The sequence below is a fragment of the Bacillus cereus group sp. BceL291 genome (assembly GCF_051776705.1).
Classification (GTDB): Bacteria; Bacillota; Bacilli; order Bacillales; family Bacillaceae_G; genus Bacillus_A; species Bacillus_A cereus.
This window is the reverse complement of the sequence record NZ_JBPWAP010000009.1, coordinates 21,869-40,986: the sequence shown is the minus strand read 5'-3', so window position 1 is coordinate 40,986 and position 19,118 is coordinate 21,869. Positions and strand designations below refer to the sequence as shown.

The window sequence follows — 19,118 nt, the reverse complement described above, 5'->3', positions numbered from 1 at the left end:
TCCTTTCTTGAGTAACCATTCTCAAATTTAATTAATTATCGTATCCTTCATAAATTGCATCATTTATTTGATTTTGTATTTTTGTATCATCAGGTACAGGTTTCCACCAATTTCCTGTAATAAATAACATAGTTAATAAATTATAACTATCACTAAAATAACTTTCTCTCTTATTCTTCATCCAATCCCAACCGCTATTTACCCACTTTTGATTATTGCTACTTGTTATACTTGCAGCAATAAACGGTGAAACAAATACAGCAGTTGAATAACTACCAATATTAGATCCATTTAATTGATAACCATCCACAATTTTAGAAGGATTTCCATTCGTTTTATTTTGAATCCACGAAGAAACTTTATCAGAAATGACTTTACTTCTTTTCTCGCCGTACATCGCATAGTCCATTACAATTCTCAATGGTACCCGACTAGCATTGTAATAATATGCATTTGTATATTCTGACTCATCTAAGAAGTCTTTAGGTGCGGGTTGTGGTGGGTTTTTTACAACGAAATCTGAAATAAGTCCTGTATTTGGAGAGTATGTATTACTAAATTGCGTATAAACATCGTACAAATTATTAATAACAGTAAGCCAAGTTTTATCACCTGTAAATTCATAAAATGCTCTAAGGTGTGACATCATCCAATCAGATGGTCTCGTATCAAGTGAACTTTTAGAATCCCAATCTCCTAAATTTAGTCGGTTATTATTTGTAACATTACTAGCTTTAATACCTTTTGTAATCATGTCTTGTGCTTCTTTCAAATAATTAACTGTTCCATTAGATCCCCACTGCTTATGAGCAAGAAGAAGAGAATACGCAATATCTAAATCTCCATCAGTAGCAGAATCAAAATGACCTTGTGCTTTTTTACTATCTGCGACAACCCATCCCATTAAATTAGGATTTTGAGAACTTTTAAAAGTTCTTGCTGTTTTAAATAAACCGTCATAGATTTTTTGAGCATTCGAATCATAACCAGCCATTAATACTGTAATTATCATCCCATACCCTTGACCTTCTGAAGTTCCAAGTGGCTTAAACCCATCTGCATCACCTGTAATCTCTCCTTTTACGTAATAACCACCAGGTAAAGAAGATAAATCATTTTTCAAATATTTCTTTTTCCAATTATCGTAGTAACTTCTTACAGAAGCATTTAAACTTTCCTGTGTAACATGATTCGGTTTTATAACACCTGCATAATTAACTTGCTGCGGAAATGGTTTCATTTCCTTTGCAGCAGCTACTTGTTGATTAACTACGGGAATAGAATTTTGTACTGAATTGTCCGTTACACTTGCTGCGAAACTAGAATTAGAAAAACTAGCTAGTCCGATTCCTACAATAGAAATACATGTGAAAATTTTTCTTTTTCCATTCATTATGTTGTCAGCTCCTTTTAAAATGCTTACTACATAAAATGTAACATACAATATTTAACTGAAATACAAAATATTATATTTATCAACATAAGAAAGAAACTATATAAAAAAGTATCATAAAATCATTATTGAATTACATTATACGGATTGATTATTTACTAAATTCCTATGTTTTTCTTTTCTTAATACTGGTATATGAGCAATCACAATTCCAAGTATAGTAATTCCACCGCCAATTATTGAAACTAAAGTTGGCACTTCTCCTAACCATATCCAAGCAATGAAACACGCAGTTATTGGCGTTAAATATAGAGAACTTGTTGCTTCAGAAGCACCAGCACGAGATATAATATAGGCCAATGCAATATACGGGAGTACTGTTGGAAAGACACCTAAATATATAACACTCAAGTTAACTTCAAGAGGAGCTGCTAATATTTCTTGATAAACTCCGGGTAAGAAAATAAGCATACATACAGTACTAGAAAAAATTGTATATATGGTAAATGGTAAGAAACCGTATTTTTTTAAGTAAGATGTTTGGAAAACGAAAAATAGACTTTCTGAAATCGCCGCTAATAATATAAATAATCCCCCGCTATTTAATTGAATAGCGTCGCCTTGGCTAAATGAAATTAAGGCAATTCCTGCAAAACTCATTACACCACCGATCCAGCCATTTAATTTCATTTTTTCATTCAAAAAAACAGAAGCAAAAATTGCCGTCACTATTGGAGTGACTGAAATTATTAAACTTGCAGATCCAGCATTGACTGTTTTTTCGCCGTAATTTAATGCGATGTGATAAATAGTAAACCCTAAAGCACCAAATATAAAAAATGCTGGGATATCCTTTAAATCCGGTAATCGTAGTTTGTATATAAATGAAAATAACAAAAGTATAAATGAGGCGATTAATAAGCGTAGTAAAGTAAGGTGTTCAGGCGTATAAGATTCAAGCCCCAGACGAATTGCTGGAAAAGCAGTTCCCCATATAAGAATTGTAAAAGCATGAGCACATATAATGCGTAAATCCCATTTTTTATTATGCATGTTTTCTCTCCCTCCTTAATAAACCAACCATTTTTAAATTACCAATTATTTCTTTTCATCATATTTAATAGTTGATACAATGTCTTCAACCAGTTATTTATCGGAAAAACCAACCACTTTGAATCTTTTAAATTAACGAAGGAGTTTTTTATATGACAACCGATAAAAAAGTGCCCAAATATCGGCAGATAATAGACTATATGAAAGAAAAAATTGAAAACGGAGAATGGCCAATTGGAAGTAAAATCCCTAGTCAGCGGCAGTTAGCAAAATTATTTCATGTAAATCGAAGTACTGTAATAACTGCGCTAGATGAACTTATGGCAGATGGTTTAATTCAAGGACAAATCGGAGCAGGAACAATTGTAACAAATAATACATGGTCATTATTAGCAACTAATCCCCCGCCTGATTGGAGTGAATATGTAAAGGCCGGTATTCATAAACCAAGTAAGTTAATGGTGCGAGAAATAAATGAAGCAGAAGCAAATAAAACGCTTATCCATCTTAGTAAAGGTGAACTTGCACCTCATCTTTTTCCGCTCGAAACTATGCAATCTATAATAAAAAACGTCAGTGAGGAATTAGATTATTTCGGATACGAAGAACAAAAAGGTTTTTATCCGTTACGTGAAGCAATAAGCAAATACGTAAAATCATTTGGAATACATGCATCACCGGGTTCTATATTAATAGTCTCGGGTGCACTCCAAGCATTACAATTAATATCAATTGGTCTTTTACATAGAAAATCAACTGTTTTACTTGAACAACCTTCTTACTTATATTCACTTCATGTTTTTCAATCAGCAAATATAAACTTATCCGGTATATCAATGGATCATCACGGTATTTTACCTAACGACTTGTTAAAACGAATTAAATATAGTCAAAAGAATAATATTTTATATTCAATCCCTTGTTTTCAAAATCCAACGGGGATATTGATGTCCAAAGAGCGAAGAAAAGAAATATTAAAAATATGTAAAAAAGAGCAGTTGCCTATCATCGAGGATGATATTTACCGAGAGTTATGGATTGATGAATCACCTCCAGCTCCTTTAAAGTCAATAGATAAACATGGACATGTATTATATATTGGTAGTCTCTCTAAAACACTTAGCCCTGGACTTAGAATTGGATGGATAATTGGACCAGAACCTGTTATTGATAGATTGTCAGATATAAAAATGCAAACAGACTATGGATCAAGCTCTTTATCTCAAAGAGTAGCTGCTGAATGGATAAATGAAGGTTTTTATGAAGAACATGTAGCAAACGTAAGAATGCACCTGAAAAAACGAAGACAAATAATGATACGAGCTTTAAATAAATATTGTGCAGATATTGCATCGTGGGATATTCCTAGTGGTGGAGTTTTTATATGGCTAAAGGTTGTACATAACATTCCGATGAAAAAACTATTTTCAGAGGCACTATCAAAAGGAATTCTTTTAAACCCGGGACGTATTTATGAAGAAGAATCAGATCAGTACATTCGTTTATCATATGGATATGCTTCTCCAGAACAAATGACTAACGGAATTAAATTGCTCAGTGAATTAATTCGGAAGTTAACGGCATAAAAAAATCCTCTTTTGTTTTTGGAGGATTTTTTCACGTATTTTATTTACCACAATTTCATTTCCTGCCCTAATAAAATAAGTTCTTCATAAGGATCTCCGTCAATATTTAATACTTGAGCAAAAGCAGGTTCTGTTTTTAAACCTTGTTCCTTTAAGTGAATAACTTCTTCCCTTATATGGGGATGCTGCATTAATAACATGTGCTCCACTATCATATGTCTATATGCATTTTGATTACGCACTGGCTTAGGTTGAGCAAATAATTCAAATTCAAAACCTTCGAATTCAAAATTCACCTTTATCGATTCAGTACCTTTCATTTTTTTCTTTTTTATGTTGAACCCTCTATAAGAACCATATAAAGATCTCATTTCTTGCTCAAAAACATCAAAGTTATATACTTCCATTACAATATCTAAGTCAGATTGAGGAGTATCAATTCTTATCGGGATTGTCCCGCAAAGAACGGGATTATATAAAGCTAAATCCTCCATAATATTTAGTTTGTTCAAAACATCATATACCTTTTGTTGCTTGTCATTCCCTGATTGTAAATATGTAATAGATGTAAACATGGAAGTCTCTCCTTCATTTCACGTAATACGTGTCTCACTAAACTCAAGAAAAATTTGTCCGTTTAAACTTGTTCTAGAAGTACCTTTATTTCAATATATTAAGGCGAATAAACAATATGTTTCAACTTTTCTCCTATACTGCAATACTATAAAAATAAAAAAGGAGGAATTATTATGAGCATTTTCAACGTTCTTTTAGCCATCCACATATTATTTGGAACGATATGTTTAATCACCGGTATTGTAGCGATGGTTGCTCAAAAGAAGAAAGGAAAACATACGGAATGGGGTGAAATATATCATGCATCCTATGTTGTGATCACCGTTACTGCCATTATATTATCCGTTATAAACTGGGATAAAATCGCATATTTATTTTATGTAGCAATTTTCTCTTATTCATTTGCGATTTATGGATACCTCGCACGAAAAAAACGTTGGAAGAATTGGCTTCACCACCATATTAGAGGTATGTTAGGCTCTTATATCGGTGCTGTTACTGCACTTTTAGTAAATGTCGGTATTCATATTCCCTTAATTAATTTATTGCCGCCTATATGGTTTTGGTTTTTACCTACATTAATCGGTATTCCTCTCGTAGCCAGTGTATCAAAAAAATATAAAAAGCGTAGTTAAACTTCATTACATTTTCGTTACTTTCTGATGATTATTATGAAAAATCATACTCAATGTAATATTTTTTTTATAAATTCAAGATCGTATTGCTTTAAGTTAGTCACTTAGCGCTAAATAAGAAGAATCCAATAACAGTATTGGATTCTTTTTCAAATTTCATTTCAATATCGGCTTTATGCATTCAATGATGTTACCATTTGGACCAAAAACCATCTTTGTATACTTGTGGGTACTTGTTTTATTGGTTCAGTGATAATTACACCATTATAGTTTAAGATTGTAATAACGAATGTAAACGATCCGGGTAATTCGTAAACATCCCATCAACGCCTCATAAAAGTAACTTTTTCATATCTTTTTCATTATCTACAGTAAATGGATGAACTTCTAATCCGTGTTTCTTTATTCTCTTTACATAAGCGGAATCAATATATTTATAGTTCATCCCAAGACCGATGCAGTATGTTTTATACTTTTTCATCTCTAATTCAGTTAATTGAACTGACTTTTTGTAAGGTAGTAATTGTACTAGCGGTAAAGTAACATCTAAACTATGAATTTTTTGCAGGCTTTCTTCACTAAATGATTGAATAATAACGTTATCACTTATTTCGTAGTGCTGTATAATTTCTAATAGCTTCTCTTCCATACCAGCGTATTCATCTGGTGATTTTGTTTCAATATAATAGTTTGCACCATTCCCGAACGTTTCAATAATTTCTTCTAGTGTTGGGACTTTAGCATCTTCAAAGTCTTTCTTTGCTAAACTTGGATGCTTTTCATTGAAAAAAGAACCTGCATTAAGTTTCTTTATTTCTTCTAATGTATGTTCCTTAACTAGACCCGTACCATTTGTAATGCGGTTTACTGTTTCATCATGCATAGCTACTAAATGTCCGTCTTTTGTCATTTGAAGATCAATTTCTATATAATCTCCTTTTAATTGTTGTCCTAATTTATACGCTGCTATTGTATGTTCCGGCGCATACGCAGAAGCGCCTCTATGTGCAATGTTTTTTATATGATTTGCTTGATTAATAGCTTTCGTGTACTTACGTTCATCTACTTTATGTAAAACGAAAGTACCTAGTAATATAATGGTGCAAATGATTGTAATGATATATATCTTTTTCATAATGATGTATTAACTCCTACATGAAAGCAATTTGGATCGAATAATTTATTCAATTAAATGTCGATTTTCAAATACAGTCATTTGTCCAACAGATTGAAAACCAGCCTTTTTATAAATATTAATCCCATCAGGTGAAGCTTGTAATACGCATTGAGAAACTTTCAATTGTTTTGCTTCTTGCAGCAAGTAATTAAACATAGTGGAGCCAAATCCTTGCCCTCGCATTTTTTCTTTAGTTGCTATATCATAAATACCAATACTATCTTTTGTACATACTAATGAACCAACAGATACGACTTCATCTTTAAAAATCCCTAAATATAGTTTCATATTTTCACTATTCCATAAATCGAAAGAAGCAGTTTCATTATAAAATGTTTGCACATGTATACCTTCCTCTGATGTACCAAATAGATTAGCTAACGTTTCCCCAAACTTTTTAATTTGTCCTAACGAAGATGCTCTTTGTATCGTAAAACCTTCTGGCATTTTTATTGTTGGTTGAATTGTCTTTAAGTCTGCTACCATCGCAATATTTTGTTCTGCTTCTTTTAAGCCAAGTTTTATTAATTCGTTTTTTATAGCCTGTTCATAGCCATTATCCCAAAACCAAACACACATTGGAAACTTCTTTTTATTATAGTTGTTTATCACTTTATATAATTTCTCAATGTCTTCCGTTACATCATTGTTTAGTAAAGTAATGATATTAAATGTATCTGCAGGTAAACCACAATCTACAGCAATGTAGTCCTTCGTTTCTTTTACATTCATTTCATGTACATGACGCGCAATATATGACATTTTATATGTGAAGTTATCTATTAATAACTGTTTATAATTCATTCTTTTTTCTCCTTTCATAAAAATTCGTATTCAAATCGTTCAGTATTAAATATAACATATACGAAATGTAACTATTTCTATAAAAATATCTCTATAAATCACTCTATACGCTCTGAAAGAATTAAAAATGATATAACGTTGTCGGAATGAAAAAAGTGGTATATAATAAATATTAACATTACTAGTAATTATTTTAGGTATTCCTAGAATAAAGGAGCGATACATATGAAAATTACTATTTATTTCGGAAGTCATGAAGATCAAGATGTTCGTACTATGGACTGTCATTTAGATGTAGAAGATACAGAAGAGATTGTTTCTGTATCATAATATAAATTGTAGGGATGAACCCTCTTCCCTACAGCGTTTAAGGCACCCTTTACAGGTGTCTTTTTTGTTGTTTTTTTCGTCAAAAACCCTTTACTTTATAGCGTTTTAATAGTAAAATATAAATATACGAACAAACGTTCTTTTTATTTTAATTGTACATGAAGGGATGATTTTTACAATGGCTCAAGCAAAGCGCAGAGGAAGAAAAAAGCAAACACCTATCATTTCAAATACAGGCTTTATCGGCTCTGTCTTTATTGATACATTGGAGTTACAAAAGAAATCCTATTATTTCGCTCGTAAAAAACTTCAAATTGTTCATCACGTACTTGATGGCCTCTCTGGGGCAACAAGTTCTCTATTTAAAGAACATAACATTTCAGCATACATGTCATGTGTGTATTTACATAAACAAAAGAAAATCGGCTTTGTTCTTTCAACGAAACCATTTGAACAAAGTGATGGTATTGCTTATTTTGTAAATTATTTAATCGAAAAGAATTTTTACGGTAATGATGAAGAAGTAGAATATCAAGAAGTATTTAATACAGGTTTTATTGGTGTAGTATTCGCTGATTTATGTAGTATAGATCGCTTTAATTTCGAGTTTGAAATGGGTATGTTAACGAAATTAATGAAAGATATGATTATTCCGGTTAAAGAACTCTTTTTACGCCACAATGTACCGGCTTACATCTCCACTTCTCATTTAGAAGAACAAAACAAATTAGGTTTCGTTTTATCTGTAAAACCGTATGATGAACGTGCAGAAGCAGATTTATATTTTGAAGCGTATTTAAAAGAGCGCGGGTTATTTATTGGTGATGAAGAAGATGATATTGATAAGATTGTTATTAGAAAAACAGCTGAATTACGATAGAAAAGCGCAGGATGCTGATCCTGCGCTTTTTAAGTTACGTTAAACACTATAATCTTTTGAATGAATTTCTAAATTTAACTTATTTGCTAAAATTTTATTCAAAGTAAAAAATACAATACCTCCTGCAATGGGAAGCGTGTAGGCTGGAATGAAATTTAATAACAGTCCTGATATTGCAAGTGCTATTGGCTGCATTATTTTACCTAAGCTTAATCCAATACTAAGAACTCTTCCTCTATATTCTTCAGGAATCTCATTTTGCATGAAATACATTAAAGGAATATCAATTTGTGCTATCATAAATCCTAAAAAGAACATAATCATGCAATACGTAGTAACATATACCAAATTATTTACTACAATAGGTTTAAATAAAACAGGTATTCCTGAAACTATCATAAAAATTGCCAACATAAAACTTATTTTTTTCAATAGATAAGAATAAGAAAAACAATCAGTTATCTTTTTTACTAATATTGCACCAACTATCATACCTATCGGAAAAGTCCCTTGAATCATACCAAATTGCTTAGAATTAAGATTGAGAACTGTGTTAATAATGTATGGCAACGGAACGGTTACAGCAAAGCCTAAAAAGAAATTAAGAGAAATTAAAATACTAAAAGTATTTTTTAAGCTTTTCCGCTCCAATAAGTAAGAGTATCCCTCCTTTATATCTTCAATAAAATTAATTTCTCTAATTGAACATTCCTCATTTATGTTTTGCTCAAACAATTTAAAGTTAATAAACAATATGGAAATAGCCGAAAGGATAAATGAAATACCATTTATAATTATAAAAATTTTAATATCAAAGACTGCAAAAACAATCCCCCCTAACATAGGCCCTAAAATTAAAGATATAGAATCGATAATTTTACTTATAGAATTAATACTCATTAACCGTTCCTTAGTAACCATATTCGGTTTTACGGCCTCTAATCCTATTCCAAAAAACGTTGTAAATACTGTCATAAGAAAGGTAGTAGTATAAATAATGAATAAGTTTAATCCATAATAGTTGCTTAATATATAAACAGTTATTAATAAGCACCCGCTTAGTACATCCATGCAAACGACGAGTTTCTTTTTATCAACCTTATCAGCAATGACACCAGCAAATGGATTCATAACAATCATTGGAATCGTTCCTAATATGAGCGTAATCGCAAAATGTAACGCAGATCCGGTTATTTGTAAAACATACAATCCTAATGCAAAACTATAAATTGAGCTACCGAATAGTGATACTGTTTTTGCAATTGAATATAAACAAATATTTCTTAGTTCTTGGTTTCTTTTTTTATTTTCTATATGTAATCGTAAACTTCCCATCACTTTTCCCCCACTTTTCTTTGTATTACATAAAGTGTAAATTCTCGGGTTAACCCAATATCAATACACTGTGTTTAAAAATTACTACAAAGAAATGAAAAAAGATGGGGTTAACCCCGTGCACATCAACTGAAGATATTAGTGCCTCCTACAACGATAAAAAATAAAATGATTAATAAGATCACATGTACAAATGCAAATTTTTTATTGAAATCTAAAAAATAATATGGTATCTTCTATTACGTTGATTAATTACATATGAGAATCATGTATAACTCCAAGAATATGGCTTGGGGGTCTCTACCAGGAACCAACAACTCCTGACTACAAAATGCGTCTTTTAGCGTTTGTAGTCAGGAGTTTTTTTGTTCTACGGTAAATAATGCAGAGAAGGGAATATAAAAAATGAATTTCAAAGTATTTATATTAGCTTTAGCAACGATAGCGGTAGGTCTTGTAGAACTTATCGTTGGAGGAATATTGCCAGACATCGCTAAAGATTTTAATGTTTCATTAAGTTCTGCTGGTCAATTAATTACAATTTTCGCCTTTACTTATGCAATAGCAGGTCCTGTATTATTGATTTTCACAAGTAAAGTGGAAAGAAAAAAATTATATATTATTTCACTTTACATTTTTCTAATTGGTAATCTACTTACTTATTTTAGTCCGAACTTTACTTTTATGATGATAGCAAGAATTTTAACTGCTATGAGTACTGCTTTAGTTGTAGTACTTTCCCTAACAATTGCAGCTAAAATTGTTAATCCCGCTTATCGAGCAAAAGCATTAGGATTAATTTATATGGGTATTAGCTCTTCACTTGTACTAGGAGTACCACTAGGCATATTAATTTCAAACACATTTGGCTGGAGAATTATTTTTTTATGTATAGCTATTTTATCATTGGGGTCTATTATCTTAATTTCAGTATTTTTAGATAAAATACCTGGAGAGGAAAACCGAACTCCTTTATCTATCCAATTAAAGGCCGTTTGTAGTCTTAAACTAGGATCTGCCCATCTAGCTACCATGTTTATGTTAGCAGGACACTATACTCTATATGCTTATTTTACTCCTTTTTTAGAAAATAAGTTTCACCTAAGTCCTTATTGGATTAGCATATTTTATTTAGTGTTTGGTATAGCTGCAGTAAGTGGCGGTGCGTTTGGCGGTGTATTATCAGATAAAATAGGCGCTCAAAAAAGTATTTTGATAGTTATTACTCTATTTGCTCTAATCTTATTTATATTACCGTTTACTGCAGTTTCTATTATCCTATTTATTCCTGTTATGATAGTTTGGGCTGCATTGAGTTGGGGGCTTGCACCACCTCAACAAAGTTATTTAATCCAAACTGCCCCGGATACGTCAGATATACAGCAAAGTTTTAATAATTCAGCCCTACAAATAGGAATTTCACTCGGCTCTGCAGTTGGAGGCATAGCTTTAAAACAAGTACATAATGTCGCCAATATGGCCTGGGTTGGTGGATCTTTAGTTTTATTATCTTTAGGTTTGGCTATCTTTTCTCTTACTAGACATACACCGACAAGAGACTGTCCAGTGAGTGCTAAACATTTAGATTAACATTCTCTTTTTCTTTTCATCGTAAAAAGTATAGATAGGAATCGTCATAAATAGTCCCGTTATAAAAACGGACTTTTTATGACGGGGTTAACCCCATCTTTTTCCGAAAAATGAATATGTATAAATTTCTTCTCCTTGAACAAAGAAATCCTCGTACTTTCCCCCTCGTATCAAATAATTTGAAGTACTTTCATCAATCGATTGAAACTGTAAACTTTGGATTTCTTTCGTTACTTTTACATATGTAAAATTCTCTCTGAGTCTAGGTGCAATTTGGCTATTTATACTAAATTTATTAAATAAAATAAACGAACTTAATAAATAACTATTGTGTTTAAAAAGAGAATTTAATTCGCACAATAAGAACTCCTCATGTTCAAAACTATAATTACTTGTACCTGATTGATCAATTACAATATCAATAGAATAATTCTGAATAGGTATGTTTAGAAAATCGGCACAGATAAATACAATATTTCTTTTCACATTTCTTCTCTCAATTACATCTTTTAAAAGTAAAAGTTTATTCAAATCTCGATCAACAGCAATATATAAACACTCTTCCGGTAGTTCTTCATAAATATTTCGTAAAAAGAACCCAATACCAGACCCTAAATCAAGTAGTATTTTTTCATTTAAATCTAATTGCATTAGTTTCTTTTTCGCCCATTCTCCTCCTCTTTGAACATTTTCCAAAAAAGCAGTATCAGTTTCATGAATATAATCCGAAATAGAATCTTCAAGTGATTTCTTTTCATACGCTTTCACTGAGTTACCAGCTGTTAAAACCCCTGAAATAATCATGTATTCTTCACCACAATTACAAATTAACTTTCCCTCAATAATTTGATTCTTATTAATAATGCCATCTTCAAGAATTAAATTTCCGTTACACTTAACACATTTAAATAAATGAAGTACTTTTAAATCTATCCCTAAAATTGAACTCGAAATTTCAGTTTCTATAGATAAATTATGTAACGCTTCCTTTAATTTGCATTTTCGTTCCTCTAAAGTTTTTATTTCTTGTTCAATCTTTTCATATTTTACTTTAAATAAAGATTGATAAAAATTATCCTTTTCATAGCCTAAGGATTTCCCTAAATTTTTATAAAGAAACAGTTCTTTAATTTCATACAAGCTAAACCCTAGCCATTTGTACTCTAATATAAGTTCTATATCCTTTTGACAATACTCGTCAAAAAAATAGTGACTTCCTTTTTTCTCGGGAATAACGAGTCCGAGGTCCATATAATGTCTAATCGTATCTACACTTACATTATTTACTTCTGCAAACTTACTGATTTTCATCCTAATCACTACCATTTATATATTTGTTTATACATACTTCTTTATTATTTTAAAAAATCCTTTCATCTCCCTATACAAAATTATTTATGCTATGAAAAAGATGTAATTAATTTTAAAGTTCCGCCACATACCCATTAAGCTAAGCTTATATAAGTTTAGCTACTCCTTTTTTAATCTTGAATTTAAAAAAGAGTAGCAGGTAGTACGTTTATGTCTATATATCTAAAAACTGTGAATTCATGTATGAATTAAAAACTGCGGCGTAAGTACTGCAGTTTCTTCCTTTTTCATTGAGTTGAAATATGTAAAGTTACGTACTTTAACTGTAGCGGACTTGTACTACGCGTTCATATTAATTTTATAGACGTTTAAGGATTTTGTTTTATGGGAAGTATTCTTGCTGTGAAATTAGGATTGTAAATATAGATGAACGTGATTCAAATCAAAAAAAGGTACTCCTAGAAGTACCTTTTTTACTATTCTATATGTGCGAACGCTTTCAAAATTATTGGATATAAATCGATGTACGCATTGTATTAAATGGTGCATTTATAGATGTCTTTTGGTACTCAAAAGTTCCTTGTTGGTGTCCAGAAGCATCCCATTTATAATACCAGCCAACGATTGGTCTTCCGCCAATTATAGTGGAATCAATACTTTTTACATTAGAACCATTCATTTTAGCAAATGGGTTTTGGCCATAGCCCATTTCTTTCGTTGTAATATATAAATATTTTCCCCCGTGGTTACGCGATGTGCTGAAGCTGTTCTGATTAATTGTTTCTACCCCGCCTAGCTCAGACTCTACTTGTACGACGTTTAGTGAAGTAAGTGGTGCTGCTGGTCCAGCTGAAGCTTCTGTTGCCATCCCTAATCCGACGAACGCTGTGATTGCTAACGATGAAATCCCTAGTGCTGCTTTTTTTAACATAAAAACATCCCCTTCCATCTATTGTTTTCTCTTTCATTGTCAATATAATCCTAATAATCTTATATGTAAATAGATTGTAACTGCAGAAATAATAGAAAGAATATTCTGATTTATTAACATTGAAAAATATGACTTCAACTTTTTTCGTTAAAGATAGTCATCAATCTCTAACTACCTAATGACCTCAAATAAACGCTATTCAAGCCATTTTAAGAGGTACAAAAGACCTTATAGTATATAAGGTCTTTCCCGACACTCTGAAAAAACCCGCGAATCATTCACGGGTTTTCTTCTTAATAACTAATTGCTATTGTACCTTCACCTGCATGAACCGCAAATGAAATTGGTAATGGATATAATTTGAAATCCATTTCAGGGAATGCTTGTCTAATATCTGCAATCCATTCTTCCGCTCCAGCTTTATCGTTAGCATGGAACATATGAAGTACTTTTGGTAATTCTTTTTCAAGTTCATTTTTAATATATTCTCGACATTTTTGGATTTTACGAACTTTCTTTTCAAGTAAAAGCTCTCCACCTTTTACTTCTAATATTAAGTTAACACTTAATAAACTTCCAAGTAAAAATTGCATGCCCTTTACACGGCCACTTGCATATAGACCTTTTAAACTCTTTGGGAATACATGAAAAGGTCTTCTTTTTTCATCTACTAATGTTTTGTGTATATCTTGTAAAGTCATACCATCATTGTATAACGATTTCGCTTTTCTAATTAGTTCATCCATTGGATAACTTGTTGTTTCACTATCTAATACCGTTAATGGAAAACCTGCCATTTCTGCAGCTAACTTCATATTTTGATAGGTTCCACTTACTTTTCCGCTAATAGCAACTGCAAATCCTTCTTCATATTCTTCTTTGCATTTCGTAAATAACTCTACCATTTCCCCAATATTAGGTTGTGAAGTAGTGACTGTTTTACCTTCATTTAACGCATTATAAACACGTTCACGTACACCTTCTTCACAATCTTTGTACGACATTCCATCAATAATAACTTCGATTGGGATAACAAAGTTATCTCCTTCTGTTTTAAAATTCGCAGTTGTACTATCAGTAATCCAAGCAACACGCTTCATGTTGTTCCTCCCTTAATTCAATTCCTCTTTTCTAATTTTTCTATATATTTATGTTATGAAAAGAGAATATCCCTGTAATAGTAACAGGACTTTATTGTTTTGGCTATAGTAGATGTATATTAAATGTGACTATTTCTTGTCTATTTCACAAATAAAAAAGAAAATCAAGGAATTTGCTCGATTTTCTTGTTATCATATACTATTTAAAAGTTTCATTATCTAAAATTACAACATAATCATTCGTTAATCGGCCAGCTTCTTTTGTATAACTAACAAGCCTTTGTATATTATCACAGCAAATTTTTGCTCCCCATACGAGTAACGGTACGCCAATAAAATCAATATGGAACCTTCTAGAAAACAGCCCACCGAAAGTCATCGGTAAAGGCACTGTTGGTGATGTATTAGAAAATATAATCTTTTCATGGCTTTGATAATGTTTTTGCAAGATTTCTCCTAAATGCTTCATCGCTGGTACAACAACTTTTGATGCGCCACATCCAATCGTATATACAGGATGACCATGTTCATCGATTCCATGAAAAATAATTTTTCCCATATCTTCTGTTTTCAATTTATTAAAGTAATCTACATTCAAAATTTCTTCTTTCGTTAACTTACGATCCGTTGGTAGTTTATTTAAATGATACGCTGCAGCTAGTGAGGTAGTATGTGTTCCACCAAAATCTGTGTAAATGTATATCATATTATCATCCCTTGTTGTAAAAGTTCAATGTTAATTAGTATTACCGTTCTTAGCAATGTTAAACAAGGGATGAATGTATTTACGCTTTTTGTGTTAATTCATTATATTTTTTCCAAATATAATAACGTCTACTAATCACAGTGCCTAATGTAATACATAAAAAGGCATTTGTTACAACCATTAATGTCTGGTGCGTACTACCCGAAAACATACTTTGTTTAATCATAATTTTTGCTCCTAAAATAACAAGAAGGATTATTGTACTTACCCAATTTCCTTTTCGTAGTACATGACCTGTTTCACTATCTAATCGAAATGTTAAAGCTCTTCCCCGTATAATCCCAAGACCTAAGCCAATTCCAAGCATTACAACAAACAGTAGTCCTTGCAGCAAAGTTATTTGTCCCATATGAATAATGGATTGAACTGTTACAAAACACAACAAAGCCGGAATGAGCCAAATACGGTTTATTTTCACTTTTCGTTCTTTACTTTGCATCAAAACAATAATAAGAATAACAAGTAAAATATCCATTTAGAATCCTCCTATAAACTTGTTTATCTTTAAAGATTATATTCTCCTCTTTTCATTCCATACTTGAAATACGATAGCTACTTTCAAGTGTAAGATGGAAAATGTGATTTCTCATCAGCCTTAAGCATTATTTATAAAAATAAAAAGACGTACTTTTTACTCGTACGCCTTTAATAACTCGTTTAAACTCCTATTTATCAACTAATTCCACACCTTTAGAATTAGCTTTACCCAACACTCGAATGTTAAATTTATTAATAGCTTTTAAAAAGATAATATAAATACAATATCCAACAATAGAACCTATAACATTACAGATCACATCATCAATGTCAGTAATACGTCCCACTCCACTAAATAAAGACTCAATTAATTGTAGCAATTCAATACTAGCTGATATAGAAAATCCTAATAAAATTGTATTTTTGAATTTCTTATATTTATCCCATAGGATTGGTGCTAAAAATCCTAAAGGCATTAATAATAAAATATTCCCGCCTACATTTCTTACAATTAGACCAATCATAAATAGGCTATCTCCATCATAAGCACTACCAATTTGATTGATGTCTTTAATAATTGATGCAAATGGTATTATATTGACCGAGCGATTCAGATTTTCAATATTAAAAGGAAAACCGATTGGTAAAGGGAATAAAGTTACTGCAACAACCATACAAATGTAGATCACAAATAAAAAACTTATTATTTCTTTCCACCAAATTACATGTTTTGTATTTTTGGTACCAATTAATATTCCACGTACAATTAAATAACAAATAACTCCTAAAATAATAAACACACTACCGTTAATCATATACAAATTGTTAACACATCCTTTCATATGAATTAATAATAAAAATTTACAACTATATAGTAATGTTTTCTAATTTAAAAATCCATATAATTATATATAATTGTACAGAATTACAAAAAACCCTTATTTAATAAATAAAGGGTTCCTCGTTAACTAAAATATTTTTCAAAACAGAAACAATCATGAACCCGTTTAAATTATTTTCGTATCTCTTCTTTTAAATCCATATAATTAAAAAGCTCTTTCTATTTCTGTCATTAATTTTTCAGGTCCTGCCCCTTTATTCGACGTAATAACTAAAGTTATTCCTAATTCTGGATATATAGCCGAGCGAAAACTGACGCCTGGATCATATCCCATTACATGATATTTGAATACCTTGTTTTCTCGTGTTTCAATCCATATTCCATAGCCGTAGGACTGTTTATCATTTACTTGAATGTGAGGAGTTAAAAGTAATTTTGTATACTTGTTTGTATCGTATTGTTTATACATTCACTTTGGTTTGCGTAACCCAAAGCTTTTTCATAGACTAAGTCTTTTTCTTTTTTTACTAAAACTACTCCAGAGAAATCTATTTTCTTTTGTATTTCTTTTACAATTTTATCAATTTCATCTTTTGTTTTTATCACGACAACCACCCTTATCTTTCGGTATTGTTCTTTCCCCTTATTGATTTTTCCATATAAAGGGGAAAGAACCCTTTTATTAAATACGATAAATTGTTAATGAGAACACAAAGTTCATTTCGAATTTATCCCGCTATTTGTGGACAGTAAGACCCCCATCTCAAAATTCAGCGAAAGCAAAGAAGTTAAGTGGGGACCCTGCTGCCCGTAAAAGCTCGATTGGTGAGGGCTGATAATCAGTGGGGGGATGCCCCCTGATTAAAGTTTCACTTTATTGATTCAGTAGAATACAACTTAGATTGTGATGGGAATAAAGTAAACACACACAAGACGATAGTAATAAATAACATGATCAATGAACCTACAATAACTACAAGTTGTATAGAAATGAACTGAGTCGCAACACCAGATAATATTGTAATAAAGATTGTTACTATCGCAATAACAAGTCCATATATACTCCCAATCCGTCCCATCATATGAACAGGGATATTATTTTGGTAAAATGTATAAAATCCTGTATTTGCATATGCCATTGAAAAAGATAAAATAAAGAATCCAATAGCAGCTATTAAAAATACATTTGAAAAAGCATAAATTAAATAACCAATTGCAATAAATAATGATCCTATTCCAATTAGAAGTGAAGGTGCTAATTTCTTTGACAAAATTGTATTTGTTATGGCACCTAAAATAAATCCTGCACCAGCTATACTAACTAGAAAACCATATTCACTATCTGTTAGTAGTAATACCTCTTTTGCAAACGATAGTTCAAGTGAATCAGTAGCGGTTGCTAATACGAACATACTTTGAAATAAGAAGTACACGCATACGACATACACATGTTTTCTACTAAAATTTATAACAGTGTTCCAATCTTTTTTTAATACTGTAAGAGATAATGTATTACTTGTTGTATCCGAAGCTTCTTTCTTATCAAGATTAGGTAAAAGTAATGTAATGAATCCTGATAAGAGAAATGCTATAGCATTTATATATATAGCAATCTCTGGTGTACTCGCAATTAATAAAACCCCTGCTATCGCTGGACCAATTAAAAATGCACCAGATCCTATTAAACTACGTAATGAGTTGAAACGTTGTCTTTGTTCTACTGGAATTAATTTCGTCATATACGTCATAGCAGTTGGCTCATAAATTGCACTGGCCATACTTATAAAGAATACAAATACATAAACAATCCAAATTGACGGAAGTAAAGGTAAAATAGCGATAAATAACGCACGATATATATCGAGGTGAATCATTAACTTCCGTTTATTTAAACGATCAATCATACTCCCAGACCAAGCGTTTGTAAATAAAGTGGCTAATGGTTTTATTACATATAAAGCAGCAACAGCTAAGGCTGAGCCACCCATATTATAGACAAGTACATTCAGTGCTATTAAGTAAATCCATGCCCCTAAATTCGCAATACCAACACCGGACAGTAGTAATAAAGGATATTTCCAATCTTTAAGAAAGTTTTTCATTTTTGGCCCCCGCTTTCAAAATTGTTTTAAAACAATAAAAAAATCCCACCCCCAAGACTTTTAATCTTAGGGACGAGATTTATCATCGCGGTGCCACCCTAGTTTGTTAATATGTCACCATATTAACCTTATCAGGTACTGCATTCTAACTCATGCTTATACCATAGCTCTATAACGGGAGCTCCCGTCACACCATCCCCTAATAATAGGTTCCGATGCGCTGCTCAGAGG

Annotated in this window: 17 protein-coding genes, 2 pseudogenes, 1 riboswitch and 1 other annotated feature (1 of these 21 cut by a window edge); of the genes and pseudogenes, 4 read left to right on the top strand and 15 right to left on the bottom strand. The window is 31.5% G+C overall.

The annotated features are described in order from the left end of the window. Positions 1-31 precede the first annotated feature (31 nt). Both ACS2CR_RS09020 and ACS2CR_RS09015 read right to left on the bottom strand, forming a co-directional pair. Entirely contained in the window at positions 32-1,393 is a 1,362-nt protein-coding gene (locus tag ACS2CR_RS09020; RefSeq protein WP_053513066.1) for a glycosyl hydrolase family 8, read from the bottom strand. A gap of 138 nt (positions 1,394-1,531) precedes the next feature. Next, positions 1,532-2,446, bottom strand: coding sequence for a DMT family transporter (locus ACS2CR_RS09015; protein ID WP_000551608.1), 915 nt, complete (start codon positions 2,444-2,446; stop codon positions 1,532-1,534). Between the two features lie 152 nt (positions 2,447-2,598). Between ACS2CR_RS09015 and ACS2CR_RS09010 the strand changes: the two genes are divergently transcribed. After that, a complete protein-coding gene (locus ACS2CR_RS09010; protein WP_000205600.1) occupies positions 2,599-4,032 on the top strand; it encodes a PLP-dependent aminotransferase family protein in 1,434 nt (477 codons plus the stop codon). A gap of 44 nt (positions 4,033-4,076) precedes the next feature. Here ACS2CR_RS09010 and ACS2CR_RS09005 read toward each other — a convergent pair whose 3' ends face one another. Next, positions 4,077-4,607, bottom strand: coding sequence for a DUF4269 domain-containing protein (locus tag ACS2CR_RS09005; RefSeq protein WP_000495176.1), 531 nt, complete (start codon positions 4,605-4,607; stop codon positions 4,077-4,079). A gap of 174 nt (positions 4,608-4,781) precedes the next feature. Here ACS2CR_RS09005 and ACS2CR_RS09000 point away from each other — a divergent pair, with 174 nt between their 5' ends. After that, a complete protein-coding gene (locus ACS2CR_RS09000) occupies positions 4,782-5,243 on the top strand; it encodes a DUF2306 domain-containing protein (RefSeq protein WP_000021774.1) in 462 nt (153 codons plus the stop codon). Positions 5,244-5,574: 331 nt separating this feature from the next. Here the strand turns inward: ACS2CR_RS09000 and ACS2CR_RS08995 are convergent, their stop codons facing one another. Both ACS2CR_RS08995 and ACS2CR_RS08990 read right to left on the bottom strand, forming a co-directional pair. Then, entirely contained in the window at positions 5,575-6,378 is an 804-nt protein-coding gene (locus ACS2CR_RS08995) for a glycerophosphodiester phosphodiesterase (protein WP_153602618.1), read from the bottom strand. A gap of 45 nt (positions 6,379-6,423) precedes the next feature. Then, positions 6,424-7,224, bottom strand: a complete 801-nt coding sequence (locus tag ACS2CR_RS08990; RefSeq protein ID WP_053513048.1) for a GNAT family N-acetyltransferase — start codon at positions 7,222-7,224, stop codon at positions 6,424-6,426. Between the two features lie 496 nt (positions 7,225-7,720). Here ACS2CR_RS08990 and ACS2CR_RS08985 point away from each other — a divergent pair, with 496 nt between their 5' ends. Then, entirely contained in the window at positions 7,721-8,434 is a 714-nt protein-coding gene (locus tag ACS2CR_RS08985; protein ID WP_002196556.1) for a hypothetical protein, read from the top strand. Between the two features lie 39 nt (positions 8,435-8,473). Here ACS2CR_RS08985 and ACS2CR_RS08980 read toward each other — a convergent pair whose 3' ends face one another. Further along, positions 8,474-9,769 (bottom strand): MFS transporter, encoded by a 1,296-nt coding sequence (locus ACS2CR_RS08980; RefSeq protein WP_016110084.1) that lies wholly within the window; start codon positions 9,767-9,769, stop codon positions 8,474-8,476. A gap of 247 nt (positions 9,770-10,016) precedes the next feature. Then, a riboswitch (purine riboswitch) is annotated at positions 10,017-10,116 on the top strand. A gap of 58 nt (positions 10,117-10,174) precedes the next feature. Here ACS2CR_RS08980 and ACS2CR_RS08975 point away from each other — a divergent pair. Next, positions 10,175-11,359, top strand: coding sequence for an MFS transporter (locus ACS2CR_RS08975; protein ID WP_001009821.1), 1,185 nt, complete (start codon positions 10,175-10,177; stop codon positions 11,357-11,359). An 87-nt stretch (positions 11,360-11,446) separates the two neighbouring features. On the opposite strand, the gene ACS2CR_RS08970 is transcribed toward ACS2CR_RS08975, so the two are convergent. The 9 genes and pseudogenes from ACS2CR_RS08970 to ACS2CR_RS08930 form a co-directional block, all read right to left on the bottom strand. Next, positions 11,447-12,670: a MerR family transcriptional regulator gene (locus ACS2CR_RS08970; RefSeq protein ID WP_153602619.1), complete on the bottom strand. Its 1,224-nt coding sequence runs from the start codon at positions 12,668-12,670 to the stop codon at positions 11,447-11,449. A 505-nt stretch (positions 12,671-13,175) separates the two neighbouring features. Next, a complete protein-coding gene (locus ACS2CR_RS08965) occupies positions 13,176-13,601 on the bottom strand; it encodes a DUF4879 domain-containing protein (protein WP_015382392.1) in 426 nt (141 codons plus the stop codon). A 293-nt stretch (positions 13,602-13,894) separates the two neighbouring features. Next, the gene (locus ACS2CR_RS08960) at positions 13,895-14,701 is read right to left on the bottom strand and encodes a DegV family protein (RefSeq protein WP_053513037.1); all 807 of its coding nucleotides are present in this window, start codon (positions 14,699-14,701) and stop codon (positions 13,895-13,897) included. A 199-nt stretch (positions 14,702-14,900) separates the two neighbouring features. After that, positions 14,901-15,407, bottom strand: a complete 507-nt coding sequence (locus ACS2CR_RS08955) for a DUF3189 family protein (RefSeq protein WP_000639421.1) — start codon at positions 15,405-15,407, stop codon at positions 14,901-14,903. A 79-nt stretch (positions 15,408-15,486) separates the two neighbouring features. Beyond that, on the bottom strand, positions 15,487-15,942 hold the full coding sequence (locus tag ACS2CR_RS08950; protein ID WP_053513035.1) for a DUF1453 family protein: 456 nt from the start codon (positions 15,940-15,942) through the stop codon (positions 15,487-15,489). Positions 15,943-16,132: 190 nt separating this feature from the next. After that, positions 16,133-16,765, bottom strand: coding sequence for a VanZ family protein (locus tag ACS2CR_RS08945; RefSeq protein WP_016110082.1), 633 nt, complete (start codon positions 16,763-16,765; stop codon positions 16,133-16,135). A 143-nt stretch (positions 16,766-16,908) separates the two neighbouring features. After that, positions 16,909-16,977: pseudogene (locus ACS2CR_RS08940) on the bottom strand (GNAT family N-acetyltransferase); the annotation flags it as partial. A 13-nt stretch (positions 16,978-16,990) separates the two neighbouring features. After that, a pseudogene (locus tag ACS2CR_RS08935) lies at positions 16,991-17,391 on the bottom strand (hypothetical protein). Positions 17,392-17,654: 263 nt separating this feature from the next. Beyond that, a complete protein-coding gene (locus ACS2CR_RS08930) occupies positions 17,655-18,887 on the bottom strand; it encodes an MFS transporter (RefSeq protein ID WP_053513033.1) in 1,233 nt (410 codons plus the stop codon). Positions 18,888-18,952: 65 nt separating this feature from the next. Next, positions 18,953-19,118, bottom strand: a binding site (T-box leader) (it continues 93 nt past the right edge of the window).

What these genes read in the sequence shown, in the direction of transcription:
- ACS2CR_RS09000 (WP_000021774.1), top strand. Translation starts at nt 4,782, where the DNA reads ATGAGCATTTTCAACGTTCTTTTAGCCATCCACATATTATTTGGAACG.
- ACS2CR_RS08950 (WP_053513035.1), bottom strand. Translation starts at nt 15,942, where the DNA reads ATGGATATTTTACTTGTTATTCTTATTATTGTTTTGATGCAAAGTAAA.
- ACS2CR_RS09010 (WP_000205600.1), top strand. Translation starts at nt 2,599, where the DNA reads ATGACAACCGATAAAAAAGTGCCCAAATATCGGCAGATAATAGACTAT.
- ACS2CR_RS08965 (WP_015382392.1), bottom strand. Translation starts at nt 13,601, where the DNA reads ATGTTAAAAAAAGCAGCACTAGGGATTTCATCGTTAGCAATCACAGCG.
- ACS2CR_RS08990 (WP_053513048.1), bottom strand. Translation starts at nt 7,224, where the DNA reads ATGAATTATAAACAGTTATTAATAGATAACTTCACATATAAAATGTCA.
- ACS2CR_RS08980 (WP_016110084.1), bottom strand. Translation starts at nt 9,769, where the DNA reads ATGGGAAGTTTACGATTACATATAGAAAATAAAAAAAGAAACCAAGAA.
- ACS2CR_RS09015 (WP_000551608.1), bottom strand. Translation starts at nt 2,446, where the DNA reads ATGCATAATAAAAAATGGGATTTACGCATTATATGTGCTCATGCTTTT.
- ACS2CR_RS08970 (WP_153602619.1), bottom strand. Translation starts at nt 12,670, where the DNA reads ATGAAAATCAGTAAGTTTGCAGAAGTAAATAATGTAAGTGTAGATACG.
- ACS2CR_RS08995 (WP_153602618.1), bottom strand. Translation starts at nt 6,378, where the DNA reads ATGAAAAAGATATATATCATTACAATCATTTGCACCATTATATTACTA.
- ACS2CR_RS08985 (WP_002196556.1), top strand. Translation starts at nt 7,721, where the DNA reads ATGATTTTTACAATGGCTCAAGCAAAGCGCAGAGGAAGAAAAAAGCAA.
- ACS2CR_RS08955 (WP_000639421.1), bottom strand. Translation starts at nt 15,407, where the DNA reads ATGATATACATTTACACAGATTTTGGTGGAACACATACTACCTCACTA.
- ACS2CR_RS08930 (WP_053513033.1), bottom strand. Translation starts at nt 18,887, where the DNA reads ATGAAAAACTTTCTTAAAGATTGGAAATATCCTTTATTACTACTGTCC.
- ACS2CR_RS09005 (WP_000495176.1), bottom strand. Translation starts at nt 4,607, where the DNA reads ATGTTTACATCTATTACATATTTACAATCAGGGAATGACAAGCAACAA.
- ACS2CR_RS08975 (WP_001009821.1), top strand. Translation starts at nt 10,175, where the DNA reads ATGAATTTCAAAGTATTTATATTAGCTTTAGCAACGATAGCGGTAGGT.
- ACS2CR_RS09020 (WP_053513066.1), bottom strand. Translation starts at nt 1,393, where the DNA reads ATGAATGGAAAAAGAAAAATTTTCACATGTATTTCTATTGTAGGAATC.
- ACS2CR_RS08960 (WP_053513037.1), bottom strand. Translation starts at nt 14,701, where the DNA reads ATGAAGCGTGTTGCTTGGATTACTGATAGTACAACTGCGAATTTTAAA.